Below are 21,962 nucleotides of genomic sequence, written 5' to 3'. Positions count from 1 at the left end.
TCCCTTTATTTATGAAACCGTTAAGGTTCTGATTCGTTATAAAAGTATGGAAAAATATAAAGAGGTGATCTGGATGGCGAAAGACGTAGAAGTTCGCAAAATCGTTTCAAATCTATCGAAACTGGGAATCCAAGTAAAAATCACAAAATCACGCGTTGAATTACTAAGAGCGCTTGCTTTGCCGCAATCTCCACAAACGCAGTCATAAGCATAAAAAACTCCGACGTTAAACGTCGGAGTTTTTTATTCATCTTCTTTATGATTGCCGAACATATAATTTTTATGGTGAAATTTCATGCTGAAGACAATGCCGAGAGCGAGCATGTTGCCGATCAATGAACTTCCTCCGTAACTGATGAGCGGAAGCGGAATCCCGGTAATGGGCAAAAGCTGGATGGTCATGCCGATATTCTGGAACACATGGAATGTGATCATGGCAATAATGCCTGCACATACATATGTGCTGAACGTATCTTTCAATTGCAGCGTGATTTTGGTCAAATGATAGATAAGCATAAAAAAGAGGATAATGACGGTGCTGGATCCGATAAAACCGAAATCTTCCGAGATGACGGTAAAGATAAAATCCGTATGGTTTTCCGGAACATAAACCTGTCGGCCTTGGTAGCCTTTGCCGAACACTTCGCCTGAACCGATTGCGTTCATTGCGGCGATCAAATTATAGGCTTCATTGTCCGCATAGGAATAAGGGTCGAGCCACGTATAGATACGGGCGAATGCATAAGGTTGAAGCCCCAGCTTGTCCGTCAAAAACTGCTGCATGTTCAGCGTCATCCAAAGCAGAAGGCCGCCGATTGCTGCAACGCCGCCAAAACTTGGCAAAATGATTCTCCAGGAAATTCCCGAAACAATGACCAGTGCGAGCGTAATCGCGATAAATACCAAGGCGGTTCCGAGATCGGGCTGCTGCATGATGAAAACCAACGGGATGAGCAGCAGGACGGCAATTTTACCCACTAGGTAGAAATCGGTTTTCAATGTCTTCACCGGATTTTTTTCGTGGTGGGAAGACGCCATTTTAGCCAACGACAGAATGTAGAAGGTTTTCATGAATTCGGCTGGCTGAAGATTGAAGACCGGTGTGTGGAACCAGGCTTTCGCACCGTTGACAGGCTGTCCGATCTGCCCTTGCCCTTCTGGCGCCAGCATTAAGAGAACCAGCAGAAGGATGCCGAAGCCATATAAATAATACGCGGCTTTCTTGTATTGATCAGGATCAAAATACATAAGAACACCGATCATGCATGTCGCGACGATATAAAAAATAGCTTGTTTCGGCACAAAGTTCGCACCATATTGGCCAGTTGTTTGTGCAGACGAAATCGCGATCAGACTGACGACAAAAAATAAAAATAATATAAAAGCGAGCGACCAATCGATGCGGTCAGCGAAGCTTTTGTTTGTTTGCATTTGCGTTCACCTGTACTTTTTATTATTGAGATTCGGTATTTATTATAACGTATTGCCCTAAAATTTGCCTGCTCCAAAAGTAATGACGTCTGGAAGTGCTTTGATGTTTCATATTTTAATTGATTAGCCGTATAATAAATAGGAATGGAGTGAAAATTATGGTGAAGAGACCGCTAGGCGCGGATTATTATATACAGCATTTATATGTCTACTTGAATGAAGCTGACCGGTTTGCCCTTTTCAGCGGCCTTACCTTCGCCCATTTTATGGATGCTATGAAGATGCCGAAAAACTTATTGCTGCTGAAACACCCATATGAGGATGCGTCTTTCAATATGCACACATACATGGAATTTGTTTCGCAGGAGGAATTCGCCCAGCTGCGAAAAGCGCGGGCAAACAAAAAAAGCGAATTTTGCTGGATAGATTTCAAAAGTGAAAAACAGCTTAATTCTTTGACGCCACAAGAACAAGCGGAACTCTTATATATCGGACATAAAAAAGAAACAGTGCGGCCGCCCTTCTATTCCACTTTGCAGAATGAGTTCATCTATTTGTCGAGTGAAGAAGAGCAGACGACAAAAATCTATTTCCGCCACTTAGACCGTTTGAACGAACTTGTCGGGAATTATTTTACCCACTTAATAAGAAGAGAAGAAAATGGTCAGAACTTCTGGCGACGCAAAGCGAAAGATTTGATTCCTGAATTGCCGATTGAAATATTGAACTCCCTGAGAAAAGAGTACCGGGAAGGAATCCTGATTTCATTGGCGGATCCGGAAAAAACAAAAAACACCATTGAGCTTCATGTGCGTCCAGTCGAAGAGATTTCCTTTCTGGATGAGTTCTGGTCGAACATCCAGGATTACACGAAACAGGATATCAGCCGGAAAATTGTCTTTGACCGCAAAGCGAAGCAGTGGAAAGAATAATAAATCATTTTACAGGCTGCCGGGAAACTTTCGGCAGCCCCTTCAGTTGAAGAAGAAAAAAGAATTGCCCCATAACCTAGGAAATAATACTCGCTTAGAGTATTATTTTTTTGTGGTTGAAAAAAAGGAAACCATAGCTTAGTTTTGTTTAGTCGTGGCTCCCGGTTCGTGATAAACTAGGCAATATGTGCAATCAGTTTTGAAAGAAAAAGCACAGCAGCATTAGCAACTCGATAAAGCGGAGGTTTACCTGATGAAAAAACAGATTGGTTTATTATATGGAGGCAAGTCGGCAGAGCATGAAGTATCCTTATCAACTGCCCACGCTATGACTCAAGCATTGAATTTTGACAAATATGAAGTATATCCGATTTACATAACGCAAGAAGGGGAGTGGATTAAAGGCGGTTTGCTTGAAGGGCCGGCAGAGTCGATTGAGCAGCTTCAGCTTGCAGACAGCGGTTCCAATCCCAATAGCATTTCAGGCTTTCTTCCGGCAGAGCAGGAGAAAGGGCTGGATGTCATCATTCCGCTTTTGCACGGACCTAACGGGGAAGACGGCACTGTCCAAGGTTTGCTTGAAGTGTTGAATCTGCCATACGTCGGCAATGGCGTTTTAGCCTCAGCCGCTGGCATGGACAAAGTAATCATGAAGCAATTGTTTCAACAGGCAGGTTTGAAACAAACCCCTTACGTGTATTTCATAAGAAACGAATGGCAAACCGATCAAGACCATTGGATCAGCAAAGTGGAGACGGAGTTATCCTGGCCGGTCTTTGTGAAACCGGCGAACCTAGGTTCAAGTGTCGGCATCAGCAAAGCGGATAATAGGGAAGAACTGATTGCGGCAGTTCAGGAAGCGTTGAAATTTGACCGCAAAATCGTTATCGAACAAGGCGTAGTGGCACGCGAAATCGAAATCGGCGTTCTTGGAAACGATATTCCGGAATGTTCGGTTGCCGGGGAAATCAAACCGCTAAAAGCGTTTTATGATTACCAGGCGAAGTACAAAGACGGCAACACGGCGATGATCATCCCTGCAGAGCTTGATGAAGGGGTTTATGCAGAACTTGTTGAATCTGCCAAGAAAGCATTTAAAATCCTTGATTGCTCCGGACTTGTACGAGCGGATTTCTTTGTCACTGCAACAAACGAAGTCCTGATCAACGAAGTGAATACGCTGCCGGGCTTTACGCCATTCAGCATGTTCCCGCTTCTATGGGAAAATACCGGATTGGCTTACCCGGACCTGATTGAACGATTGATTGGCCTGGCCATTGAACGTTATGAAGAAAAGCAGCAGTTGCAAGTTAAAATAGATTGAGTGGAGAAATCAAATGAAAAAAAAGATTGAGCAAGTAGCCAAGTGGCTTGGTATTAAGACGAATTTAAAAGGCATTGAAATTACAGGAGTCTCGATTAATACGAGAACGCTTCAACCTGGAGATTTGTTCATTCCTTTCCGTGGTGAAAAAGTCAACGGACATCAATATGTAAGGCAGGCGATTGAAGCAGGGGCATCCGCCTCTTTGTGGCAGCGCGACGAGCCGAATCCGCCAGAGGATTTGCCGCTGCTGTTTGTAGAGGACTGCCAAGCCGCCTTGCAGGAAATGGCGCGGGCGTACCGGGATGAATTGTCTACAACCATCATTGGCATTACCGGCTCAAACGGCAAAACATCAACGAAAGATTTGGTGGCGAGTGTCTTGAAGCCTTACTTCAAAGTGCAAAAGACACAGGGGAATTTCAATAATGAACTTGGCTTGCCTTTGACCATCTTGTCCCTGGATGCTGACACGAAATTTGCGGTATTGGAGATGGGCATGAGCGGTTTCGGGCAAATCCAGTTTTTATCGGAATTGGCACGGCCGGATTACGCCATCATTACCAATATCGGAGAAGCCCATATGCAAGACCTTGGATCCCGAGAAGGCATTGCCCAAGCGAAATTTGAAATTACGGCTGGCCTTGAAACGCACGGCAAGCTCTTTTACGACGGCGATGAACCGCTGCTTCGTCCACATGTAGAAGATTTTCTCCAAGCGGTGTCATTCGGCTTCGGCGACGATAACGAATTGACAGTGACCGACATCAAAGCGACTGAAAATGGCAGCAGTTTCATGGTCAGCGGCATTATCGATGCGGCCTTCAGCATTCCGGTTCTTGGAGAGCATCAAGTGAAAAATACATTGGCAGCGATTCTAGTCGCTTTAGAAGCCGGCCTGTCAGAAGAAGACATCCGGAAATCGCTGAAAGATGCGGCGCTGACGGATATGCGCATGCAGATTATTCCGGCAGCCAATGGAGCGACGTTCATCAACGACGCCTATAATGCAGCGCCTTCGTCGATGAAGGCGGCATTGAATTTTATCCGTGAAACGACGATGAAAGAGGATAAATGGGCCGTTCTTGGAGATATGCTCGAGCTTGGCGACAAGGAACAGGAATATCATGAAACACTTGCCAAATCCATCACTTCCGACTTAGCAGGTGTTTGTCTATACGGACCGCGGATGAAATGGCTTCACGATAAATTGGTTTCTTCCTTTGATGGAAAACTGCTATGGAGCGAAGCGGATTATGAACCGATCATTTCATTGCTTCAAGACAATATCACGGCGGATTCCATCATTCTTGTAAAAGGGTCGCGCGGCATGGCACTCGAGCATGTTATCGAACCTTTTACAAAACAGTGAAAAGGGGAGAACCGTTTGAAGACAGGTGTTTTATGTATTCACGGTTTTACGGGCGGGCCTTTTGAGGTTCAGCCTTTTGCCGACTATATCGAAGAACAGACAAATTGGGTCGTGAAAGTTCCTGCCCTGCCCGGGCACGGAGAGACCCTTTTCTTGAAAAACAGCACGGCCGAGCAATGGATGATGGAAGCCGAACTGGCGCTTCGTGAACTGAAAAAGGAAACAGACCGAATCATCATCGTCGGGTTTTCAATGGGCGGGCTTATCGCCATGCACTTGGCAACCCGCTATAAAGTGGACCGGCTTGTGCTGTTAAGCGCGGCGGCCAAGTATTTCAGCCCCGCGCAATTTCTAAAAGCGGCGGCAAAGTCCCTGAACAGTGCGGTAAGAGGCGGCTTGTCGGAGGATCGGTTTTTCCAAATGTATAAATACAAATGGACCCATACCCCTATCCGTGCAACCGTCCAATTCCTGCGTGTGGCGGAAATGGTAAAGCCTTATTACAGCCGGATCCGCATACCGGTCTGCATCGTGCAAGGAAAAAAAGATGGCATTGTTCCGGCTTCGGCCGCTGATTTCATCTATGACCACATCGGTTCAGAAGAAAAGCAGCTCATCCATTCGGAGACTGGGCAGCATTTGATCTGCTACAGCGACGACTGCGATGATTGGTTTCGCCAGGCATTGGATTTTATGAAAAAGCTGGAAGAGTAAACTGATTATTAGAACCTTTGCGTATTCATTGCATATGGAACTTAATCGTGCTATTCTAATGAAAGCAATGGATACATTTTTGAAACACTCTTCCCTGTGAAGAGTATTTTTTTGAGCATAAACGGTTTGTTCTACTCATAGGGCATCAAACACCCGCCGATCAGACCGCTCGGCAACGCCCGAGCTTTTCCTGTTCACACATCCCCTCTGACTTAAAACTACAGAGTATGATTTTCGACGTGAAAGTTCCTCATAAAGGCTCGACTTTGTCACGATTTCATCTAAAATGTACACCATTTGTAAATCAGATGAAGACAAAAGGAGATTGAAAAAATTTGGTAAAATTTTCAGAATTAAATCTTAGCGAAACAACTTTAAAGTCCGTAAAACGCATGGGGTTTGAAGAAGCAACGCCAATTCAAGAAGGCACAATCCGTTTAGGTATGGAAGGCAAGGACATTATCGGACAAGCACAGACTGGTACTGGTAAAACGACTGCATTCGGTATTCCGTTGATCGAAAAAATCGACACTAAAGACGGCAATGTCCAAGGATTGATCATTGCGCCAACTCGCGAATTAGCAATTCAGGTTTCAGAAGAATTGTACAGACTGGGCCAAGATAAAAACGTGCGCATTCTTTCAGTATATGGAGGCCAAGAAATCGGCCGCCAAATCCGTGCTCTTAAAAACCGCCCACAAATCATCGTTGGTACACCAGGACGTCTTTTGGACCATATCAACCGCCGTACGCTTAAATTGGACAATGTAAACACATTGATCCTTGACGAAGCAGACGAAATGTTGAACATGGGCTTCATTGAAGATATTCAAACAATCATGTCAAGCGTGCCAGAAACTCGCCAGACATTGTTGTTCTCAGCAACTATGCCGGATGCTATCCGCCGCATTGCAGAGAAATTCATGAAGTCTCCGGAAATCGTTAAAATCAAATCAAAAGAAATGACTGTTGAAAACATCGAGCAGTTCTTCGTTAAGTCGGTAGAACGCGAGAAATTCGACATCCTTTCACGCCTTATAAATGTTCAACAACCGGAACTTGCAATCGTCTTCGGACGCACAAAACGCCGGGTTGACGAATTGTCTCATGCTTTGAATATCCGCGGCTATGTTGCTGAAGGAATTCATGGCGATTTGAGCCAAGCAAAACGCATGTCTGTATTGAAGCAATTCAAAGCAGGTAAAGTTGACATCTTGGTTGCAACTGACGTAGCAGCTCGCGGACTTGATATCTCAGGCGTATCACACGTATACAACTTTGATATTCCACAAGATCCTGAAAGCTATGTTCACCGTATCGGCCGTACTGGCCGTGCAGGCAAAAAAGGAGTCGCGGTCACGTTTGTAACACCACGTGAAATGGGCTACCTGTCAATCGTTGAAAGAACAACGAAGAAAAAAATGGAAGCGTTGATTCCGCCGACTGCTGATGAAGCAGTATTAGGCCAAAAACGCGTTGCTATGGAACAACTGCAAGAAATGACAGAGAAAAACAACTTGGGCGACTACCGTACATTTGCGGCTGAAATGCTTGAGAAGTTCGATGCTGTTGATTTGATTGCAGCTGCTCTTAAAACAATGACGAAAGAACCGGAAGATACTCCAGTTCAAATTTCTGAAGAGCGTCCTCTGCCTTCTCGCGGAGGCGGCGGTTACAAAGGCAAGAGCGGCGGAAGCGGTTCTCGCAGCGGAGGCGGCGGCTATAAAGGCAGCCGTTCTGGTGCAAACGCTGGCCGTCCATCATCGGGCCGCAGCGGTTCAGGCGCAGCAGGCAGACGCCGCGAAAGTGGAAGTGCTGGCGGCGGCCGTCCAGGACGCACACGCCGTCACGAATCTTAATTAAAAAAGCGAAAACGGCCGTTCAGGTTCGAAAGGCATAAGACAGACTGGTGAAGCGGCGCTCCTTGCCGCACAGCCGGGATGGGTTATGGCCCGAGAACCTGGCCGTTGAAGTCTGGACAATTAAGAAAAGTGAAAATCCCTATCTCATGGGTACTGAAGCTGAATGACAAAAGGCGAATCCAAACAGGCAACTGTTTCGGGTTCGCCTTTTTTATATCTCTGTTATAAAGTACAATAAAGTGAAGCATGATTCAGTAGGGGCTCATTGAACCGTTTGGAAGAACATGAAACGTTCTGTTGGATAAATCGTATATAAAGCATGACGGCGAATGGAGAGAGATATATGGACCAACAACCGAAAAACCAGATTTCGAAAAAGGGCTTAACAGTATGGAGAGTTTACGGCGTGATTGAAACTGCAGTAATTGTGCTGATAGCCGGCGGAGCGGCTGCTGTAACTTATTTCTTCAATGGGCCATGGTGGCTGTATGCGATTTACGCGGCCATTCCAGCAGCGCTTGGTTTTCTTCTTATTTACTTGTTCCCGAAAATTCGCTGGAAGCGCTGGCGATATGAAGTGAGGGAGCAGGAAATCGAACTTCAGCACGGATTGTTCATTGTGAAGCGCACCTTGGTTCCAATGGTGCGTGTTCAGCACGTCGATACAGAACAGGGACCGATTTTGCGTAAATATGATCTAGCGGAAATATCCATTTCCACAGCGGCTACAACTCATACTATTCCCGCTTTGATTACTGCGGAAGCGGACGAATTGAGAAACCGGATTTCTGTGCTGGCGAGGGTGGCGGAAGATGATGTCTGATGTTCGATATAAACTGCACCCGATTTCTGCCTTTTTGAATTTTATCAAAGGATTGAAGGAACTTATTTTTCCCTTCATCATTATTTTTGGAGTCAATCTTTTCAGGGGCGGGGGCGAAAGTGTTGCTGACCGCGGATGGCAGGGCTTGATTCCGGTTTTGATCGCGGGTGTTGTGTTGATCTTTATGCTGGTCAGCGGCCTCATCAAATGGCGGAGGTTCGTCTATTGGTTTGAAGAAGGCGAGTTGCGCATTGAATACGGGCTGTTCGTTAAGAAGAAGAGGTACATACCGTTCGAACGAATTCAAAGTTTGAATTACACGGAAGGAATTTTCCACCGGCCTTTTGGTTTGGTGAAAGTGAAGGTGGAGACGGCGGGGACGGGTAAAGTTGGTCAAGCGGATGTGGAATTGACCGCTATTTCCCGTGAAGATGCCGAACGGATAGAAAAAAAGATGGAGTATGCCAAGCATCATAGCCGGGAACCGTTCCCTGAAGCGGACAATGAGGTTGGGGAAGAGACGGAAACTTCAGCGAAAACGGTCAAAACCATTTATCGCATGTCTATGAAAGAGTTGATAATTCTTGCTACGACTTCCGGCGGAATTGGCGTAGTCATTTCAGCTGTGGCTGTATTTCTTTCGCAATTTTCGGATCTGATTCCGTATGACGCCGTTTATCAGGAAGTTATGCTGTTTTTGCGATTCGGTTATTTGATTGTTGCATTGGCAATTTTCCTGATTCTATTGTTGGCGTGGGTGATTTCGGTTATATTGGCCATTTTCGCAAACTACCAATTTACGATTTCGGCAGATGAAGACCATATTTATATTTCACGGGGGCTGCTGGAGAAAAAGAAAGTCTCAGTGCCGTTCAAGCGGATTCAAGGAATCCAGATTTCTCAAAACCCGCTTCGTGAATGGTTTGGCTATGCAGCAGTGACTGTTGAAAGCGCCGGGGGAACTTTTGGGGACAAAGACGAGAAGATCCGGTTGTTTCCGCTGGCAAAAAAATCAGCGATCCTTCCGATTCTCGGCGATTTGTTTCCGGATATGGAATGGGAGCCAGTGATGAAAAAGGCGCCTAAACGGAGCCTGCACTTCTTTTACCGCCTTGACTTCTTCTGGATGATTCCGGTTGTTGGTTTGATAAGCTACTTTTTTTATCCTTATGGTTTGATGTCTTTGCTTATTTTTCCGGCCGTCATTCTGTTTGCAATTTGGCAGCACCGAACAGTCGGCTATGCTTTGACCGGCAAGCAATTGACGATGGAATTCCGTACAGTCAGCAAACATGCGTTTTTCATGGTGAAAAAGAGAATTCAAGCTATTGAAGTGACGCAAAGTTATTTCCAACGGCGAAAGGATTTGGCTTCCATTCAAGCGACGATCAAGTCCGGGATGCTTGGCGCGACGGCTCGCATCGACCACATGGAAAGAGACGATGCCAGCAGAGTGCTGGCTTGGTATGAGCCTTCCAACAGCAAAACAACCGATCAATAAAAAAGTAAGGCAAGCCGTTGTTTAGGCTTGCCTTACTTTTTGGCTTTCCAACTGACAATTCGTTTTGGGTGGAAATAACTGAGCCCGATGAGGAATCCGGTAATCATTCCAGCGATATGGGCAGTCGCATTCACGTTCGGTGTCAAGAACGTCATCACTATGCTGATCACGATGATGGGGAGTATGATTTGCCTCAGTTGTGGCATGACGCGCCCCCCGTAGTACAATAGCGCTCCAAACGCACCGAAAATGCCGAAGATTGCTCCGCTTGCGCCTACATGGGAATAATCGAGCGGCTGCAAAAAGTATGTAGCGACCGATCCGAAGAAACCTGCCAACAAGTAAATGGTGATAAATCGGACTTTGCCTGTTAACCGCTCCAGCTCGGGACCGAACAGAAACAACGAAAACATATTGAAGAGCAGATGCATCAAGCTGCCGTGGAGGAATACCGGCGAGATAAACCGCCACCATTCGCCATCAGCGATAAAATAATTATAACCGACTCCGTAGTAAAACACTTGGTCCCCAATTTCAGGAACCCATGATAAAATATGTATCAGCACATTGATTGCGATCAATGCGGATACGACAGGATATAACCGGATATACTGGGAAAAGCTTTCTGTACGTAAAAACATCTTGTCACCTCTATTTCATACGAATTATTATACCTTTTTAAGCTTAAAGATTGAAAGGAGAAACAATTATGATCACTGGAATTGGCCTCGATATTACAGAGTTGGATCGGATTCGAAGATTGGATGAGAAATCGCCGAAGTTCCGGGAGCGTGTTTTAACGGAACGGGAACTCGCCGAATATGATTTGCTCTCAGCAAACCGGAAGACGGAGTTTCTGGCAGGCCGGTTCGCAGCAAAAGAAGCGTTTGCGAAAGCTAGAGGGACAGGGATCGGAAAATCCTGTTCGTTTCAGGATATTGAAATCAGAAAAGATGGCAATGGCAAACCGGAGATTTATTTTCGGGAGCTTGAAACCGGATTGGTTTCGATTACCCATACGAAAGAATATGCAGCGGCACAAGTGTTGCTGCAATCAACTTAAGTGAGTAGGGATGATATGACAGAATATTACCGGCCGACAAAAGCGGTCATCGATTTGAATGCAATCCAGAAAAACTTGCAGGCTTTCAAAGAGAGAAGCGGCAAAGCGAAAGTCATTGCAGTGGTAAAAGCGGATGCTTATGGACACGGTATGGTGGAAGTGGCCGAAAAAGCGCTTGAAAACGGGGTTGAATGGCTTGCTGTCGCTACGCCGGACGAAGCGCTTGCGCTGGTGGAGCGTAAAATCCGGGCGAATATTTTGGTGATGGGCCATACACCCGCAGCGTTTATTCCGGTTGCTCAGCGCACTGGAATTACAGTTGCCGCCATTTCGCTCGATTGGCTCTTGATGGCTGGAAGAGCTATCGATCCGGACCTTCCGCGCTTGAAGATCCATTTGAAAATAGATACGGGCATGCGCCGTGTCGGTGTTCAGGCAGAAGAAGCGGGTGAAGCGCTTCGGATGGTTCGGAGCCGCTTTTTTTCTTTGGACGGCATCTTTACTCATTTCGCTACAGCAGATGAGGATCAAAACGACTTGTTCCAGCGGCAAGTGAAGACCATAGCGTCTGTTGTCGAAGAAATAAATGATCCGGCGCTGATGGTCCATGTTTCAAACAGCGCAGCAGCCAGCTTGCATCCGGAGCTGGCATTTGATGCTGTGCGTGTGGGGATCTCATTATACGGAATTGCGCCGTCTTCTTATGTAGAAAATAACATGCCGTTCGATCTGGCGCCAGCCTTAGGGCTGGAAACGGAAATTATCCATGTCAAGCAAGTCAAAGCGGGAGAGACGATCAGTTACGGAGCTACTTATCGCTGTGAACAAGACGAGTGGATCGCGACGCTTCCGATCGGTTATGCAGATGGCATGCTCCGGGGGCTGCAGGGACAGGAAGTTTTGGTGCGCGGCGCAAGGGTGCCGATTGTCGGCCGCATCTGCATGGATCAATGCATGATCCGGCTGCCGGAAAAAATGCCGGTGGGCGAAAAAGTTCAATTGATCGGCCGGCAAGCCGGTGCACAAATCCGGATAGAAGAATGGGCTGAAAAACTAGGGACCATCGCTTATGAAATCCCCGTCAACTTGACGAAAAGAGTGCCCCGGATCTATTGCTGAATTTTTGAAATTCGAGATTTGCCTTTTCAGGGAAGGCAGACAGTGTTAAGATGAGAAAGAGTAGAGAGAGACGAACGGTATTTCGGAGGTGTCGGCTGTGTACGAGAGAGTCAAAACAAAAGAGGTGGTTGTTAAATTGCCTAAAAAAATGATTTCAGAACTGACTACTTTTTCAGATGAACAAGTTCAAGAGCGTGGGGATTATATTTATGTTTCCACTCATCGGGTAACGAAAAACATGTACGATTCTTATCATATTCGAGAAGCGATGATCAAGGGTTATGTGGAAATGTCGCAAATCAACCTATCGATTGCTTGTGAGTGTTCTCACGCTGAATACGAAGCGGAGCACACGACGGTGCGACTCGTAAGCGGAGGGTGACAACTTGATTGTAAAACGTGGTGACGTTTTTTTTGCAGAATTATCACCGGTCATCGGGTCCGAGCAAGGCGGGACCCGTCCAGTACTGGTGATTCAAAATGATATAGGAAATCGGTTTAGCCCGACAGTAATCATAGCTGCTATTACTGCGCAAATCCAAAAAGCAAAACTGCCGACTCACGTGGAGATCAATGCCAAGAAATACGGGTTTGAACGTGACTCGGTCATTTTACTTGAGCAATTGCGGACGATAGACAAATCCCGGCTTACCGATAAAATTACCCAACTTGACGATGCGTTGATGGAAAAAGTGGATGAAGCACTGGAAATTAGTGTTGGCCTCGTGAAGTTCTAGCATACATACTCCTTTAAAACACCCGAGATTTGTTTCTTTGGGTGTTTTCTGTTATTCCTTATATAGAAGTAAGGCGGCAGCCGATAAAATAGATGTGAAAAAAACAGTTTTCCGATACAATAAAGAAAGCGTATATAACTTGTGTTTTATACATAGCGGTTACAGGGAGGGTTTTTTAAAAAAATGAACAAGCAAATAGCTAGTTACATCGAGAATAACTCAAGTGAGATTATTTCGAAATGGCAGGAACTGATGAAAAATGAAGAAAGTGAACGTTCTTTTCAAGTGATGCCAGTAGATTTGATGGATCAGACGAGCAGAGAGTTTTCTGACTTGATGGTTACGAATTTATTGGACAACCATGAAGCCTATGAAAACCGGCTGGCTGATTTTGCCGAGAAAGTCGTACGCCTTGGCTGGTCCATCACTTTTGTTACGAAAGCAATCACCCATTATGTCGAAGTGGTTTACCACGGGATGGAGAGCGATGGGATTATAAATGAAGACAGTGTTCGTAATTTTATTGAGGAGTTCAATAATTGGGTGACACCAATACGCGATAGCACCATTGATACATATTCAAAGACATGGGAGCGGACAGTGAGCCTGCAGAAAATTGCGTTGCAGGAACTTTCGGCTTCACTGATTCCTGTTTTTGATAAAATATCTGTCATGCCGCTTGTCGGCACTATCGATACGGAACGCGCTAAACTGATTATGGAAAATCTGTTGGAAGGTGTTGTAAAACACCGCGCTGAAGTAGTGTTGCTGGATATTACCGGAGTGCCTGTAGTCGATACAATGGTAGCCCATCATATTATTCAAGCAGCAGACGCGGTGCGTCTTGTCGGCGCCAAATGCATGCTAGTCGGAATTCGGCCGGAAATCGCCCAAACGATTGTCACTCTTGGCATCAATTTGAACGAATTTACAACAACAAGCACTTTGCAGCGAGGTGTAGAACAAGCCTTGGCTTGGACAAATCGAGAAATTGTGGAGGTTGAAGAACAATGAATTTTCGAATTCCGATCTTAAAATTAAGAGATACATTGATTGTTTCCATTCAGTGGGAATTAGATGATCAAACGGCAATTCAGTTTCAGGAGGATTTGCTAAATAAATTGCACGAAACAAGTGCTCGCGGTGTAGTGATCGACTTGACTTCTGTTGATTTTATCGATTCTTTCATTGCCAAGGTCTTGGGAGACGTCATTAGCATGTCAAGCCTTATGGGAGCGCGAGTGGTTATCACCGGTATCCAACCAGCAGTAGCTATCACTTTGATCGAGTTAGGAATTCGACTTGAAGATGTTATGACAGCACTGGATTTAGAAAATGGTTTGGATAAACTTCAATTGGAATTGGAGGCTTAAAAATGAGCAACCAGTCCTCGGTAGAAATTTTAACGGAATGGGATATTGTGGCTGCAAGACAACTCGGACGCAATGTCGCTAAAGAGCTCGGCTTCGGCACAGTAGATCAGGCTCGTATCACTACGGCCATCAGCGAGCTTGCCCGCAATATATATTTATATGCTGGCCAAGGAAGAATCGAAATTCAGCGTTTAACAGAAAATGGAGTCAAAGGCATTTTAATCATTGCAGCTGACAATGGGCCCGGCATTCCTGATATTCGGAAAGTGATGGAAGACGGATTTTCAACTTCAGGAGGCTTAGGAGCTGGATTGCCTGGCGTCAAGCGCCTGATGGATGAGTTCAGAATTGAAACGATCCTAGGCGAAGGGACAGATATAAGAGCTACAAAGTGGCTCCGATAGGAGGTGCGCCCGATGGTTCAGAAAATCGAAAGCCAATATAAAGAGATATTAAACCAGTACATGCAAAGACAATCTGAGCAAAATTTGTATGTTGGCCAAAACTTCAGCAGACAACTTATTTCTGAGAATACTTCCCCTGAAGAAGTAATCTCAATGCACAAGGCCGCTATGCAGGAATTGTATAGCGACATGCCTGAGGAAGTTTGGCATTCTTTCGATTTTTTAATTGAAATGATGATCAATTACGGATTGGCTCTTCAAGAGCGCCAAAGCCTTCTGAAGCGCCAAGAGGAATTGAAAGTGGAAATGGATTTAGCGGCCCACGTTCAGGAAACCTTGCTGAAGACGAAATTGCCGGCGCTTGAAGGGCTGGATATTGGTTTGCTGTCCGTTCCTGCACGCAAAATGAATGGAGATTACATATATTTTATAAGTGATCAAGCTGGCCATGCAGGGGTAGCGGTCGCTGATGTGATCGGGAAAGGGCTGCCGGCTGCTTTATGCATGTCGATGGTCAAATTTGGCATGGACAGTTTAAATGACTCGACAGCACTTCCGAAGCAAGTGCTTGAAACAATCAACCGCATCGTTGAAAAAAGTATAGACGATTCGATGTTTGTCTCCATGTTTTATGGAAGATATAAGGCGAGTGATGCGACTTTGACTTATGGCTCTGCAGGACATGAACCCGCCATCTTGTACCGGGCTAAAACCCGCGAGTTTTTTGAACTTCCTGCAAAAGGGCTGCTGCTTGGCGTTTCGCCGCTTGCCACTTATGAAGAACATACAATTTCTCTTGAAAAGAACGACTTGGTCGTTATGATGACGGATGGCGTAACCGAATGCCGGACCGATGAAGGATTCATCGAACGCGATGTAATTTTTGATTTGATTGAAAGCAAAAAAGATGAACCTGCCCAAGTGATTGTGCAGCATGTTTATGATGAGCTGGACCGCATGCAGAATGCGGAACTTAGAGACGACTTTACATTGGTGATTTATAAAAAAATCTAGCAGCAGGTTTAGTGCTTTAAAGTAAGGGTAAACAAACTTACGATGGCTTTATAAGTTCGAGCGAATTACAGAAAAACGGGGTGTCAATAAATGAATATTCAAGTGGATTTAGAAGAGGCGAACAATGTCTTGACCGGATTTATCCGCGGAGAAATCGATGCGTTCACTGCACCGGTTCTTAGAGACAAATTAGAGAATTACCAACATCATGAAGGATTAAATGCAGAGTTGGATCTTTCCGACGTTAATTATATGGATAGTACAGGTTTAGGTGTTTTTGTAGCTTTTTATAAAACAGTCAATGCAAAAGGCGGTCATGTAAAGCTTAAAGGTCTCTCTGCTCGTTTGAAACGGCTATTCGACATAACCGGTTTGGGCGACATTATGGACATCGAAGCCGCTGGAAAAGGTGGTAATTGATATGCGTCCTTTCGATTATGTTGAAATGAGGGTTCCGGCCAAGTCGCAATATGTAGGTGTCGCAAGGCTGACCATTTCTGGTTTGGCAAGCCGCATCGGTTTTACGTATGATGATATTGAAGATTTGAAAATCGCTTCCAGTGAAGCGGTGACAAATGCAGTTCAGCATGCATACGTAGAAGGAGAAGAAGGCGAAGTTGTTATCGGCTGTGCATTGTATGGCGATAAAATCGAGATCATGGTAGCGGACCACGGCCAAAGTTTTGACTTTGAAGACACGAAAGCAAAAGTCGGCCCTTACCACGACCAGGAAGAAGGAGCTTTTCTTCGCGAAGGAGGTCTCGGCCTTTATTTGATTGAAACGTTAATGGATGAAGTCAAAGTGCACCATCAAGAAGGCGTAACGGTCTTTATGACAAAGTACGTTGGAGGAGAGCGGGTGGAAGAGGATGTCGAAACGGTCTCATCCTAATCAACCTACAAAAGAACAAGTTCTTGAGTGGATTGAAGCTTACCAAAAAAACGAAGATGAAGAAGCCCAAACTAATCTAGTGAACAACTACAAACGTTTGGTCGAATCTATCGCGCGCAAGTACTCGAATGGCAAATCTTACCACGAGGATATTGCGCAAGTAGGCATGTTGGGCCTGTTAGGGGCGATTCGCCGCTACGACCCATCGTTTGGAAGAAGTTTTGAAGCTTTTGCCGTCCCTACTATCATAGGCGAAATCAAACGATTTTTACGGGATAAGACGTGGGCTATTCACGTGCCGCGCCGCATAAAAGAACTTGGTCCGCGCATTAAAGCGACAGTTGAAGTGTTGACGCGCGAACTGCAGCGGTCTCCGCAAGTTTGGGAAATCGCCGAGTATTTGGATGTTGATGAAGATGATGTGCTAGAAGCGATGGAGATGGGGAAAAGTTATCAAGCCCTTTCGATGGACCATTCTTTGGAAGCCGATTCGGATGGCAGCACCGTAACACTATTCGATGTTGTTGGCCAAGAAGACGATGGCTATGAAAAAGCGGATCAGCGCATGCTTGTGGCAAATGCTATGAATGTGCTTTCGGAACGGGAAAAACAAATTATTCAGTATACGTATATTGAACAGCTCAGCCAAAAGGAAACAGGCGATAAGCTCGGGATTTCCCAAATGCACGTTTCACGGCTTCAGCGAAAAGCGATCAAAAAATTGCAAGAAGCCATTTTGGCGGCCGGTGGAGTTTCGTAGTGGAAGCCATACATCATAGTTTCATCGAAGCTTTCATCTTCAATGAAGCAAAAAAAGGAAATTACGAGTCTGGCGACAGCTATCACACGGTGCTGACAGACGAGTATTTCATTTGCTCCATTGCTGACGGTCTTGGAAGTGGGCCAGTGGCGCGTGAATCTTCACAAGTCATCCCACAAATACTAAGAGAATACCATCACGAAACAATCGATCAATTGATGCTGCGTTTCAATGAGTTGATGGTCCAAAAACGGGGAGCGGCAGTAGCGATTTTCAAAGTGCATTTCAAGAACAAAACTTTGGAGTACAGCTGTGTAGGCAATATCCGTTTTTACCTTTACCGAAAAGGAACAGGAGAGATGATTTATCCTTTGCCGGTTATGGGGTATTTGTCTGGACGCCCACAAACATTGCGGACGCAATTGTATACGTATGTGGAAAATGATTTATTTTTGATCCATTCCGATGGAGTGGATTTGAGAAACCCGAAAGCAATGATGCGCCAGGCTGGAATTCCTGAACGCCTCTATTACGATATACTCGGCACCATTCAAACTGGTGACGATGCAACATTCATTACAGGAAGCCTTCTCAAGTGAGAAGGCTTCTTTTTTATGTGATAAAATGGAGAAGGAAAAAAAGGAGAGTGTAGTTGATGGAAATGCAGCAAATCCAATCGTTGATTGCTAAAGAAACAGGTGTCCGCCCTAACCAAGTGGCACAAGTTATTGCTTTGATCGAAGATGGCAATACGGTCCCTTTTATCGCGCGCTACCGAAAAGAAGCCACAGGTTCGCTCGATGAAGTGCAGATCAAAGCGATTGATGACCGTTATACATATATCCAGAACTTAGAGCAGCGAAAAATAGAAGTCATCCGTTCAATCACTGAACAGGAAAAGATGACGCAGGAATTGGAGAAAGAAATACAAAACGCGTCTGTCCTTCAGCGATTGGAAGACTTGTACCGTCCATACAAGCAAAAGCGCCGGACAAAGGCAACAATTGCAAAAGAAAAAGGATTGGAGCCGCTGGCGGATTGGCTGATGGCTTTTACAAAAGAAGATCCGCTGGCAAAAGCCGCTGAATTCGTGGACAAAGAAGCGGGAGTGGAAAGCCCGGAGGATGCGATCCAAGGCGCCCAGGATATTTTGGCTGAGACATTCGCTGATGATCCAGACATCCGTGAGAAAATCCGCTATATGACACGGAAAGATGGAAAAGTCATGACTGCAGCCAAAAAAAATCACGAAGATGAAAAACAAGTTTTTGAAATGTATTATGAATACGAAGAAGCCATACAAAAAATCGTGCCTCACCGAATCTTGGCCATTAACCGCGGAGAGAAAGAGGAAGTCTTGAAGGTATCGATCCAGCCACCGGCCGATCGAATCATAACATTGATGAAAAACAAATGGATCAAATCTTCAGTGCCTTCAAGTGATATTGTGGCTGAAGCAATTGAAGACAGCTACAAACGCTTGATCCAAACGTCGGTTGAGCGGGAAATCCGGACAGAGCTTAGTGAAAAAGGAGAAGCCCAAGCTATCCATATCTTCTCCGAGAACTTGCGCAACCTTTTGCTGCAGCCGCCGATGAAAAACAAAATGGTTCTGGGTGTCGACCCGGCATACCGGACCGGCTGCAAGCTCGCCGTGATTGACGAGACCGGAAAGCTGCTTGAAGTTGCGGTCATTTATCCCCACGCGCCTAAAAACGATCAAGCGGGCGCAAAGAAAATCATGAAAGGTTTGACCGGCAAATATCCGATCGAGATTATGGCGATTGGCAATGGGACAGCATCGAGGGAAACGGAACAATTCGTTGCCGATTTCTTGTCCGAAACGTCTGCCGATATTTCTTATGTTATTGTCAACGAAGCGGGAGCCAGTGTTTACTCGGCCTCTGAAATCGCGCGAGCGGAATTCCCGAATCTTCAAGTGGAAGAACGCAGCGCGGCGTCCATCGCCCGCCGTCTTCAAGATCCTTTGTCGGAGCTGGTGAAAATCGATCCCAAAGCTGTCGGTGTCGGCCAATACCAGCACGATGTTTCCCAGAAAAAGCTTGCGGAACAATTGACGTTTGTTGTAGAGACGGCAGTAAACCAAGTGGGAGTTAACGTCAACTCAGCCTCTTCCTCTTTGCTGCAATATGTAGCCGGCCTGAGCAAGACGGTGGCAGAGAACGTCATTAAAGTGCGTGATGAAAATGGAAGATTCACTTCACGAGCCCAGTTGAAGAAAATTCCGCGGTTAGGTGCCAAAACATATGAACAGGCAATCGGCTTTTTGCGGATTCCGGAAGGGAAAAATCCGCTGGACGCAACTGGTATCCATCCGGAAAGCTATGCCGTTGCCGAAAAGCTGTTGGATTTAGTAGAAGCAGACAAAAAAGCTGTCGGGAAACCTGAGCTTGTTGCAAAACTGGAAGTTTTGAATGCCGCAGATTTGAGCAAAGAGCTGGAAGTCGGAGAAATAACATTGCAAGATATCCTGGAAGCATTGAAAAAACCGTTCCGCGATCCGCGCGATGAATTTCCGCAGCCTTTGCTGAAAAACGATATTTTGAAAATGGAAGACTTGCTCCCGGGAATGGAAGTGCAAGGGACAGTCCGCAACGTTGTCGACTTCGGTGCATTTGTCGACATCGGCGTAAAGCAGGATGGCTTGGTCCATATTTCGAAATTGAAGAAAGGTTTCGTCAGGCATCCGCTTGAAGTTGTGGCAGTGGGGGACATCGTTACCGCATGGGTCGAAAAAGTCGAAAAAGACAAAGGGCGCATTGCCCTGACAATGCTTCAGCCAAAAGAACAAACACAAGGGCAGCCGTAAAGCCTGCTTTTAATAGGGGAGCTATCATGACGAACGAAGAATTGACGGAGCTGATCAAGGACATATCACTGAACGTTTTTCATAAACCATTTGCCCATGCAGGAATTTTTAACGCTAGATTAAGAACGACAGGCGGCAGGTACTTGTTGAGATCCCATAATATCGAAATCAACCCAAGTTCGTATGAAAAATTCGGCTTCAAAGAACTTGAAGGGATTATAAAGCACGAACTATGCCATTATCATTTGCATTTAGAGGGCAGGGGATACAAACATCGGGACAGCGATTTTAGAAACCTGCTAAGAGAGACCGGATCGCCGCGATTTTGTTCTACAATTGAAGCGCGGGCAAAAAGAAAATCGGCGAAACGGTATGTATACGCATGCCTGTCATGCAACACGAATTACGTTCGAAAGATCCGGATGAACACAGAACGCTACCGGTGCGGCAAATGCGCCGGCAAACTGTCAGCGGCGCAAAACCAATAAAAAAGAACGAAGAGGCTGGGGCGTTTATGCCAGCCTCTTTTTTGTTCGAAATTAGTTGGCGCACAATAATAAATCAGGCTCTGATAAATAATAAAAAGTAATTTTAAAAAAGGTGTTGACGATTCTTGATAAGGTCTTTATAATAGAAAAAGTCGACAAGTACTTAAGCGGATTTGAACGACTGAAAACAATATTCCGAAGTAGCTCAGTGGTAGAGCACCGCACTGTTAATGCGATGGTCGTAGGTTCGAGTCCTACCTTCGGAGCCATTTAGGCCCCTTGGTCAAGCGGTTAAGACACCGCCCTTTCACGGCGGTAACACGGGTTCGAATCCCGTAGGGGTCACCATTATTTTTTGAAGCATATTTTAAAGGATAATTATTCTTCAATAACTTTTCTTGCAATAGAAGAAAAGCATTTCTATTTCATTATCGCGGGGTGGAGCAGTTCGGTAGCTCGTTGGGCTCATAACCCAAAGGTCGCAGGTTCAAATCCTGCCCCCGCAACCAAATGGTCCCGTGGTGTAGCGGTTAACATGCCTGCCTGTCACGCAGGAGATCGCCGGTTCGATCCCGGTCGGGACCGCCATTTTTTGGGGTATAGCCAAGCGGTAAGGCAACGGGTTTTGATCCCGTCATGCCCTGGTTCGAATCCAGGTACCCCAGCCATCTTTTTTTGCAGTCGACACACCAAATTCATCAAACAGATGATCTCGAAAAGTTTTCAAGATGCTGTTGACTTTGAATTAGGAATAGCGTACAATAGAGTTTGTCCCTAAAATAATTCATTGCGGTCGTGGCGGAATGGCAGACGCGCTAGGTTGAGGGCCTAGTGGGAGAAATCCCGTGGAAGTTCGACTCTTCTCGGCCGCACCATACTTCGTACGCGCCCGTAGCTCAATTGGATAGAGTACTTGACTACGAATCAAGCGGTTAGAGGTTCGAGTCCTCTCGGGCGCGCCATATTTTCCTTAATCTTATATGCGGGTGTAGTTTAGTGGTAAAACCTCAGCCTTCCAAGCTGATGATGAGGGTTCGATTCCCTTCACCCGCTCCAATTTTACCAAACCAAACGGTTCAAATGAAAAACAAGTTTCTTGTTGACATTGAATTAGATACAGGTTATGATAATAAAGTTGCTGTGAAAAACAGCTGAAAAATGAACCTTGAAAACTGAACAGCAAAACGTCAACAAAAATTGTTGAGGCGTTCCGAACGCCGAAACAAATTTCTGCGAGAGCCGCTTTGGCGGCTTGAGCAAACAACTACTGATCAAGCCTGGCTAGATCAAGCGATTCGCGCGTCCTTCGGGACGGCGAGCGCC

Annotated in this window: 24 protein-coding genes and 8 tRNA genes; 30 read left to right on the top strand and 2 right to left on the bottom strand. The window is 45.6% G+C overall.

Annotated elements, in window-relative coordinates; translation table 11 throughout:
• Positions 1-73: 73 nt before the first annotated feature.
• Positions 74-208, top strand: a complete 135-nt coding sequence (locus tag FQV30_RS18245; protein ID WP_255473478.1) for an Lmo0850 family protein — start codon at positions 74-76, stop codon at positions 206-208.
• 35 nt (positions 209-243) lie between these two features.
• Here FQV30_RS18245 and FQV30_RS14120 read toward each other — a convergent pair whose 3' ends face one another.
• On the bottom strand, positions 244-1,431 hold the full coding sequence (locus tag FQV30_RS14120; protein ID WP_146500797.1) for an FtsW/RodA/SpoVE family cell cycle protein: 1,188 nt from the start codon (positions 1,429-1,431) through the stop codon (positions 244-246).
• Positions 1,432-1,589: 158 nt separating this feature from the next.
• Between FQV30_RS14120 and FQV30_RS14115 the strand changes: the two genes are divergently transcribed.
• The 7 genes from FQV30_RS14115 (at position 1,590) to FQV30_RS14085 (ending at position 9,959) form a co-directional block, all read left to right on the top strand.
• Positions 1,590-2,363, top strand: a complete 774-nt coding sequence (locus FQV30_RS14115) for a hypothetical protein (RefSeq protein ID WP_146500796.1) — start codon at positions 1,590-1,592, stop codon at positions 2,361-2,363.
• A gap of 253 nt (positions 2,364-2,616) precedes the next feature.
• On the top strand, positions 2,617-3,687 hold the full coding sequence (locus FQV30_RS14110; RefSeq protein WP_146500795.1) for a D-alanine--D-alanine ligase: 1,071 nt from the start codon (positions 2,617-2,619) through the stop codon (positions 3,685-3,687).
• 13 nt (positions 3,688-3,700) lie between these two features.
• Positions 3,701-5,059, top strand: coding sequence for a UDP-N-acetylmuramoyl-tripeptide--D-alanyl-D-alanine ligase (locus FQV30_RS14105; RefSeq protein ID WP_146500794.1), 1,359 nt, complete (start codon positions 3,701-3,703; stop codon positions 5,057-5,059).
• Positions 5,060-5,074: 15 nt separating this feature from the next.
• Positions 5,075-5,773 (top strand): alpha/beta hydrolase, encoded by a 699-nt coding sequence (locus tag FQV30_RS14100; protein ID WP_146500793.1) that lies wholly within the window; start codon positions 5,075-5,077, stop codon positions 5,771-5,773.
• Positions 5,774-6,108: 335 nt separating this feature from the next.
• Positions 6,109-7,632, top strand: coding sequence for a degradosome RNA helicase CshA (gene cshA / locus FQV30_RS14095; RefSeq protein ID WP_146500792.1), 1,524 nt, complete (start codon positions 6,109-6,111; stop codon positions 7,630-7,632).
• A gap of 346 nt (positions 7,633-7,978) precedes the next feature.
• On the top strand, positions 7,979-8,458 hold the full coding sequence (locus FQV30_RS14090; RefSeq protein ID WP_146500791.1) for a PH domain-containing protein: 480 nt from the start codon (positions 7,979-7,981) through the stop codon (positions 8,456-8,458).
• Positions 8,451-9,959, top strand: a complete 1,509-nt coding sequence (locus tag FQV30_RS14085) for a PH domain-containing protein (RefSeq protein ID WP_146500790.1) — start codon at positions 8,451-8,453, stop codon at positions 9,957-9,959. Before FQV30_RS14090 ends, FQV30_RS14085 begins: the two co-directional genes overlap by 8 nt.
• A 32-nt stretch (positions 9,960-9,991) precedes the next feature.
• On the opposite strand, the gene FQV30_RS14080 is transcribed toward FQV30_RS14085, so the two are convergent.
• A complete protein-coding gene (locus FQV30_RS14080; protein ID WP_146500789.1) occupies positions 9,992-10,600 on the bottom strand; it encodes a rhomboid family intramembrane serine protease in 609 nt (202 codons plus the stop codon).
• Positions 10,601-10,668: 68 nt separating this feature from the next.
• Between FQV30_RS14080 and acpS the strand changes: the two genes are divergently transcribed.
• The 22 genes from acpS to FQV30_RS13970 all read left to right on the top strand — a co-directional run bounded on the left by acpS (position 10,669) and on the right by FQV30_RS13970 (position 21,695).
• Positions 10,669-11,022, top strand: coding sequence for a holo-ACP synthase (gene acpS, locus FQV30_RS14075; protein WP_146500788.1), 354 nt, complete (start codon positions 10,669-10,671; stop codon positions 11,020-11,022).
• A gap of 15 nt (positions 11,023-11,037) precedes the next feature.
• Complete coding sequence (alr, locus tag FQV30_RS14070; protein WP_146500787.1) at positions 11,038-12,141, top strand: alanine racemase; 1,104 nt, start codon at positions 11,038-11,040, stop codon at positions 12,139-12,141.
• A gap of 97 nt (positions 12,142-12,238) precedes the next feature.
• Positions 12,239-12,523 carry a transcriptional regulator gene (locus FQV30_RS14065; protein WP_146500786.1) on the top strand — a complete coding sequence of 95 codons (285 nt, stop codon included), beginning with the start codon at positions 12,239-12,241 and terminating at the stop codon, positions 12,521-12,523.
• A gap of 4 nt (positions 12,524-12,527) precedes the next feature.
• A complete protein-coding gene (locus FQV30_RS14060; RefSeq protein ID WP_146500785.1) occupies positions 12,528-12,878 on the top strand; it encodes a type II toxin-antitoxin system PemK/MazF family toxin in 351 nt (116 codons plus the stop codon).
• A gap of 183 nt (positions 12,879-13,061) precedes the next feature.
• Positions 13,062-13,892 (top strand): RsbT co-antagonist protein RsbRA, encoded by an 831-nt coding sequence (locus FQV30_RS14055; protein WP_146500784.1) that lies wholly within the window; start codon positions 13,062-13,064, stop codon positions 13,890-13,892.
• Positions 13,889-14,251, top strand: coding sequence for an STAS domain-containing protein (locus FQV30_RS14050; protein WP_106534565.1), 363 nt, complete (start codon positions 13,889-13,891; stop codon positions 14,249-14,251). The genes FQV30_RS14055 and FQV30_RS14050 overlap by 4 nt, the downstream gene beginning before the upstream one ends.
• Positions 14,252-14,253: 2 nt before the next feature.
• Complete coding sequence (locus FQV30_RS14045; RefSeq protein ID WP_146496769.1) at positions 14,254-14,655, top strand: anti-sigma regulatory factor; 402 nt, start codon at positions 14,254-14,256, stop codon at positions 14,653-14,655.
• Between the two features lie 12 nt (positions 14,656-14,667).
• Positions 14,668-15,669, top strand: a complete 1,002-nt coding sequence (locus FQV30_RS14040) for a PP2C family protein-serine/threonine phosphatase (protein WP_146496768.1) — start codon at positions 14,668-14,670, stop codon at positions 15,667-15,669.
• 90 nt (positions 15,670-15,759) lie between these two features.
• Positions 15,760-16,089, top strand: coding sequence for an anti-sigma factor antagonist (locus tag FQV30_RS14035; RefSeq protein WP_146496767.1), 330 nt, complete (start codon positions 15,760-15,762; stop codon positions 16,087-16,089).
• A gap of 1 nt (position 16,090) precedes the next feature.
• Positions 16,091-16,561 carry an anti-sigma B factor RsbW gene (rsbW, locus tag FQV30_RS14030; RefSeq protein ID WP_146496766.1) on the top strand — a complete coding sequence of 157 codons (471 nt, stop codon included), beginning with the start codon at positions 16,091-16,093 and terminating at the stop codon, positions 16,559-16,561.
• Entirely contained in the window at positions 16,539-17,321 is a 783-nt protein-coding gene (gene sigB, locus FQV30_RS14025) for an RNA polymerase sigma factor SigB (RefSeq protein ID WP_106534570.1), read from the top strand. Before rsbW ends, sigB begins: the two co-directional genes overlap by 23 nt.
• Positions 17,321-17,920 carry a PP2C family serine/threonine-protein phosphatase gene (locus FQV30_RS14020; protein ID WP_146496765.1) on the top strand — a complete coding sequence of 200 codons (600 nt, stop codon included), beginning with the start codon at positions 17,321-17,323 and terminating at the stop codon, positions 17,918-17,920. The genes sigB and FQV30_RS14020 overlap by 1 nt, the downstream gene beginning before the upstream one ends.
• Before the next feature lie 56 nt (positions 17,921-17,976).
• A complete protein-coding gene (locus FQV30_RS14015) occupies positions 17,977-20,151 on the top strand; it encodes a Tex family protein (protein ID WP_146500783.1) in 2,175 nt (724 codons plus the stop codon).
• Positions 20,152-20,177: 26 nt separating this feature from the next.
• Complete coding sequence (locus FQV30_RS14010) at positions 20,178-20,639, top strand: SprT family protein (protein ID WP_146500782.1); 462 nt, start codon at positions 20,178-20,180, stop codon at positions 20,637-20,639.
• A 194-nt stretch (positions 20,640-20,833) separates the two neighbouring features.
• A tRNA-Asn gene (locus FQV30_RS14005) sits at positions 20,834-20,908 on the top strand.
• Positions 20,909-20,912: 4 nt separating this feature from the next.
• Positions 20,913-20,987, top strand: a tRNA-Glu gene (locus tag FQV30_RS14000).
• An 84-nt stretch (positions 20,988-21,071) separates the two neighbouring features.
• Positions 21,072-21,148 (top strand) — tRNA-Met (locus FQV30_RS13995).
• Positions 21,149-21,151: 3 nt separating this feature from the next.
• Positions 21,152-21,227, top strand: a tRNA-Asp gene (locus FQV30_RS13990).
• 5 nt (positions 21,228-21,232) lie between these two features.
• A tRNA-Gln gene (locus FQV30_RS13985) sits at positions 21,233-21,307 on the top strand.
• A gap of 121 nt (positions 21,308-21,428) precedes the next feature.
• Positions 21,429-21,514 (top strand) — tRNA-Leu (locus FQV30_RS13980).
• Positions 21,515-21,524: 10 nt separating this feature from the next.
• Positions 21,525-21,601, top strand: a tRNA-Arg gene (locus tag FQV30_RS13975).
• Positions 21,602-21,621: 20 nt separating this feature from the next.
• Positions 21,622-21,695, top strand: a tRNA-Gly gene (locus FQV30_RS13970).
• The last annotated feature ends 267 nt before the right edge of the window (positions 21,696-21,962 follow it).

Origin of the sequence: Planomicrobium sp. CPCC 101110, from assembly GCF_007859395.1 — a bacterium.
Lineage (GTDB): Bacteria > Bacillota > Bacilli > Bacillales_A > Planococcaceae > Planococcus.
The sequence above is the reverse complement of the archived record's forward strand: the minus strand, read 5'-3'. Positions and strand labels throughout refer to the sequence as shown.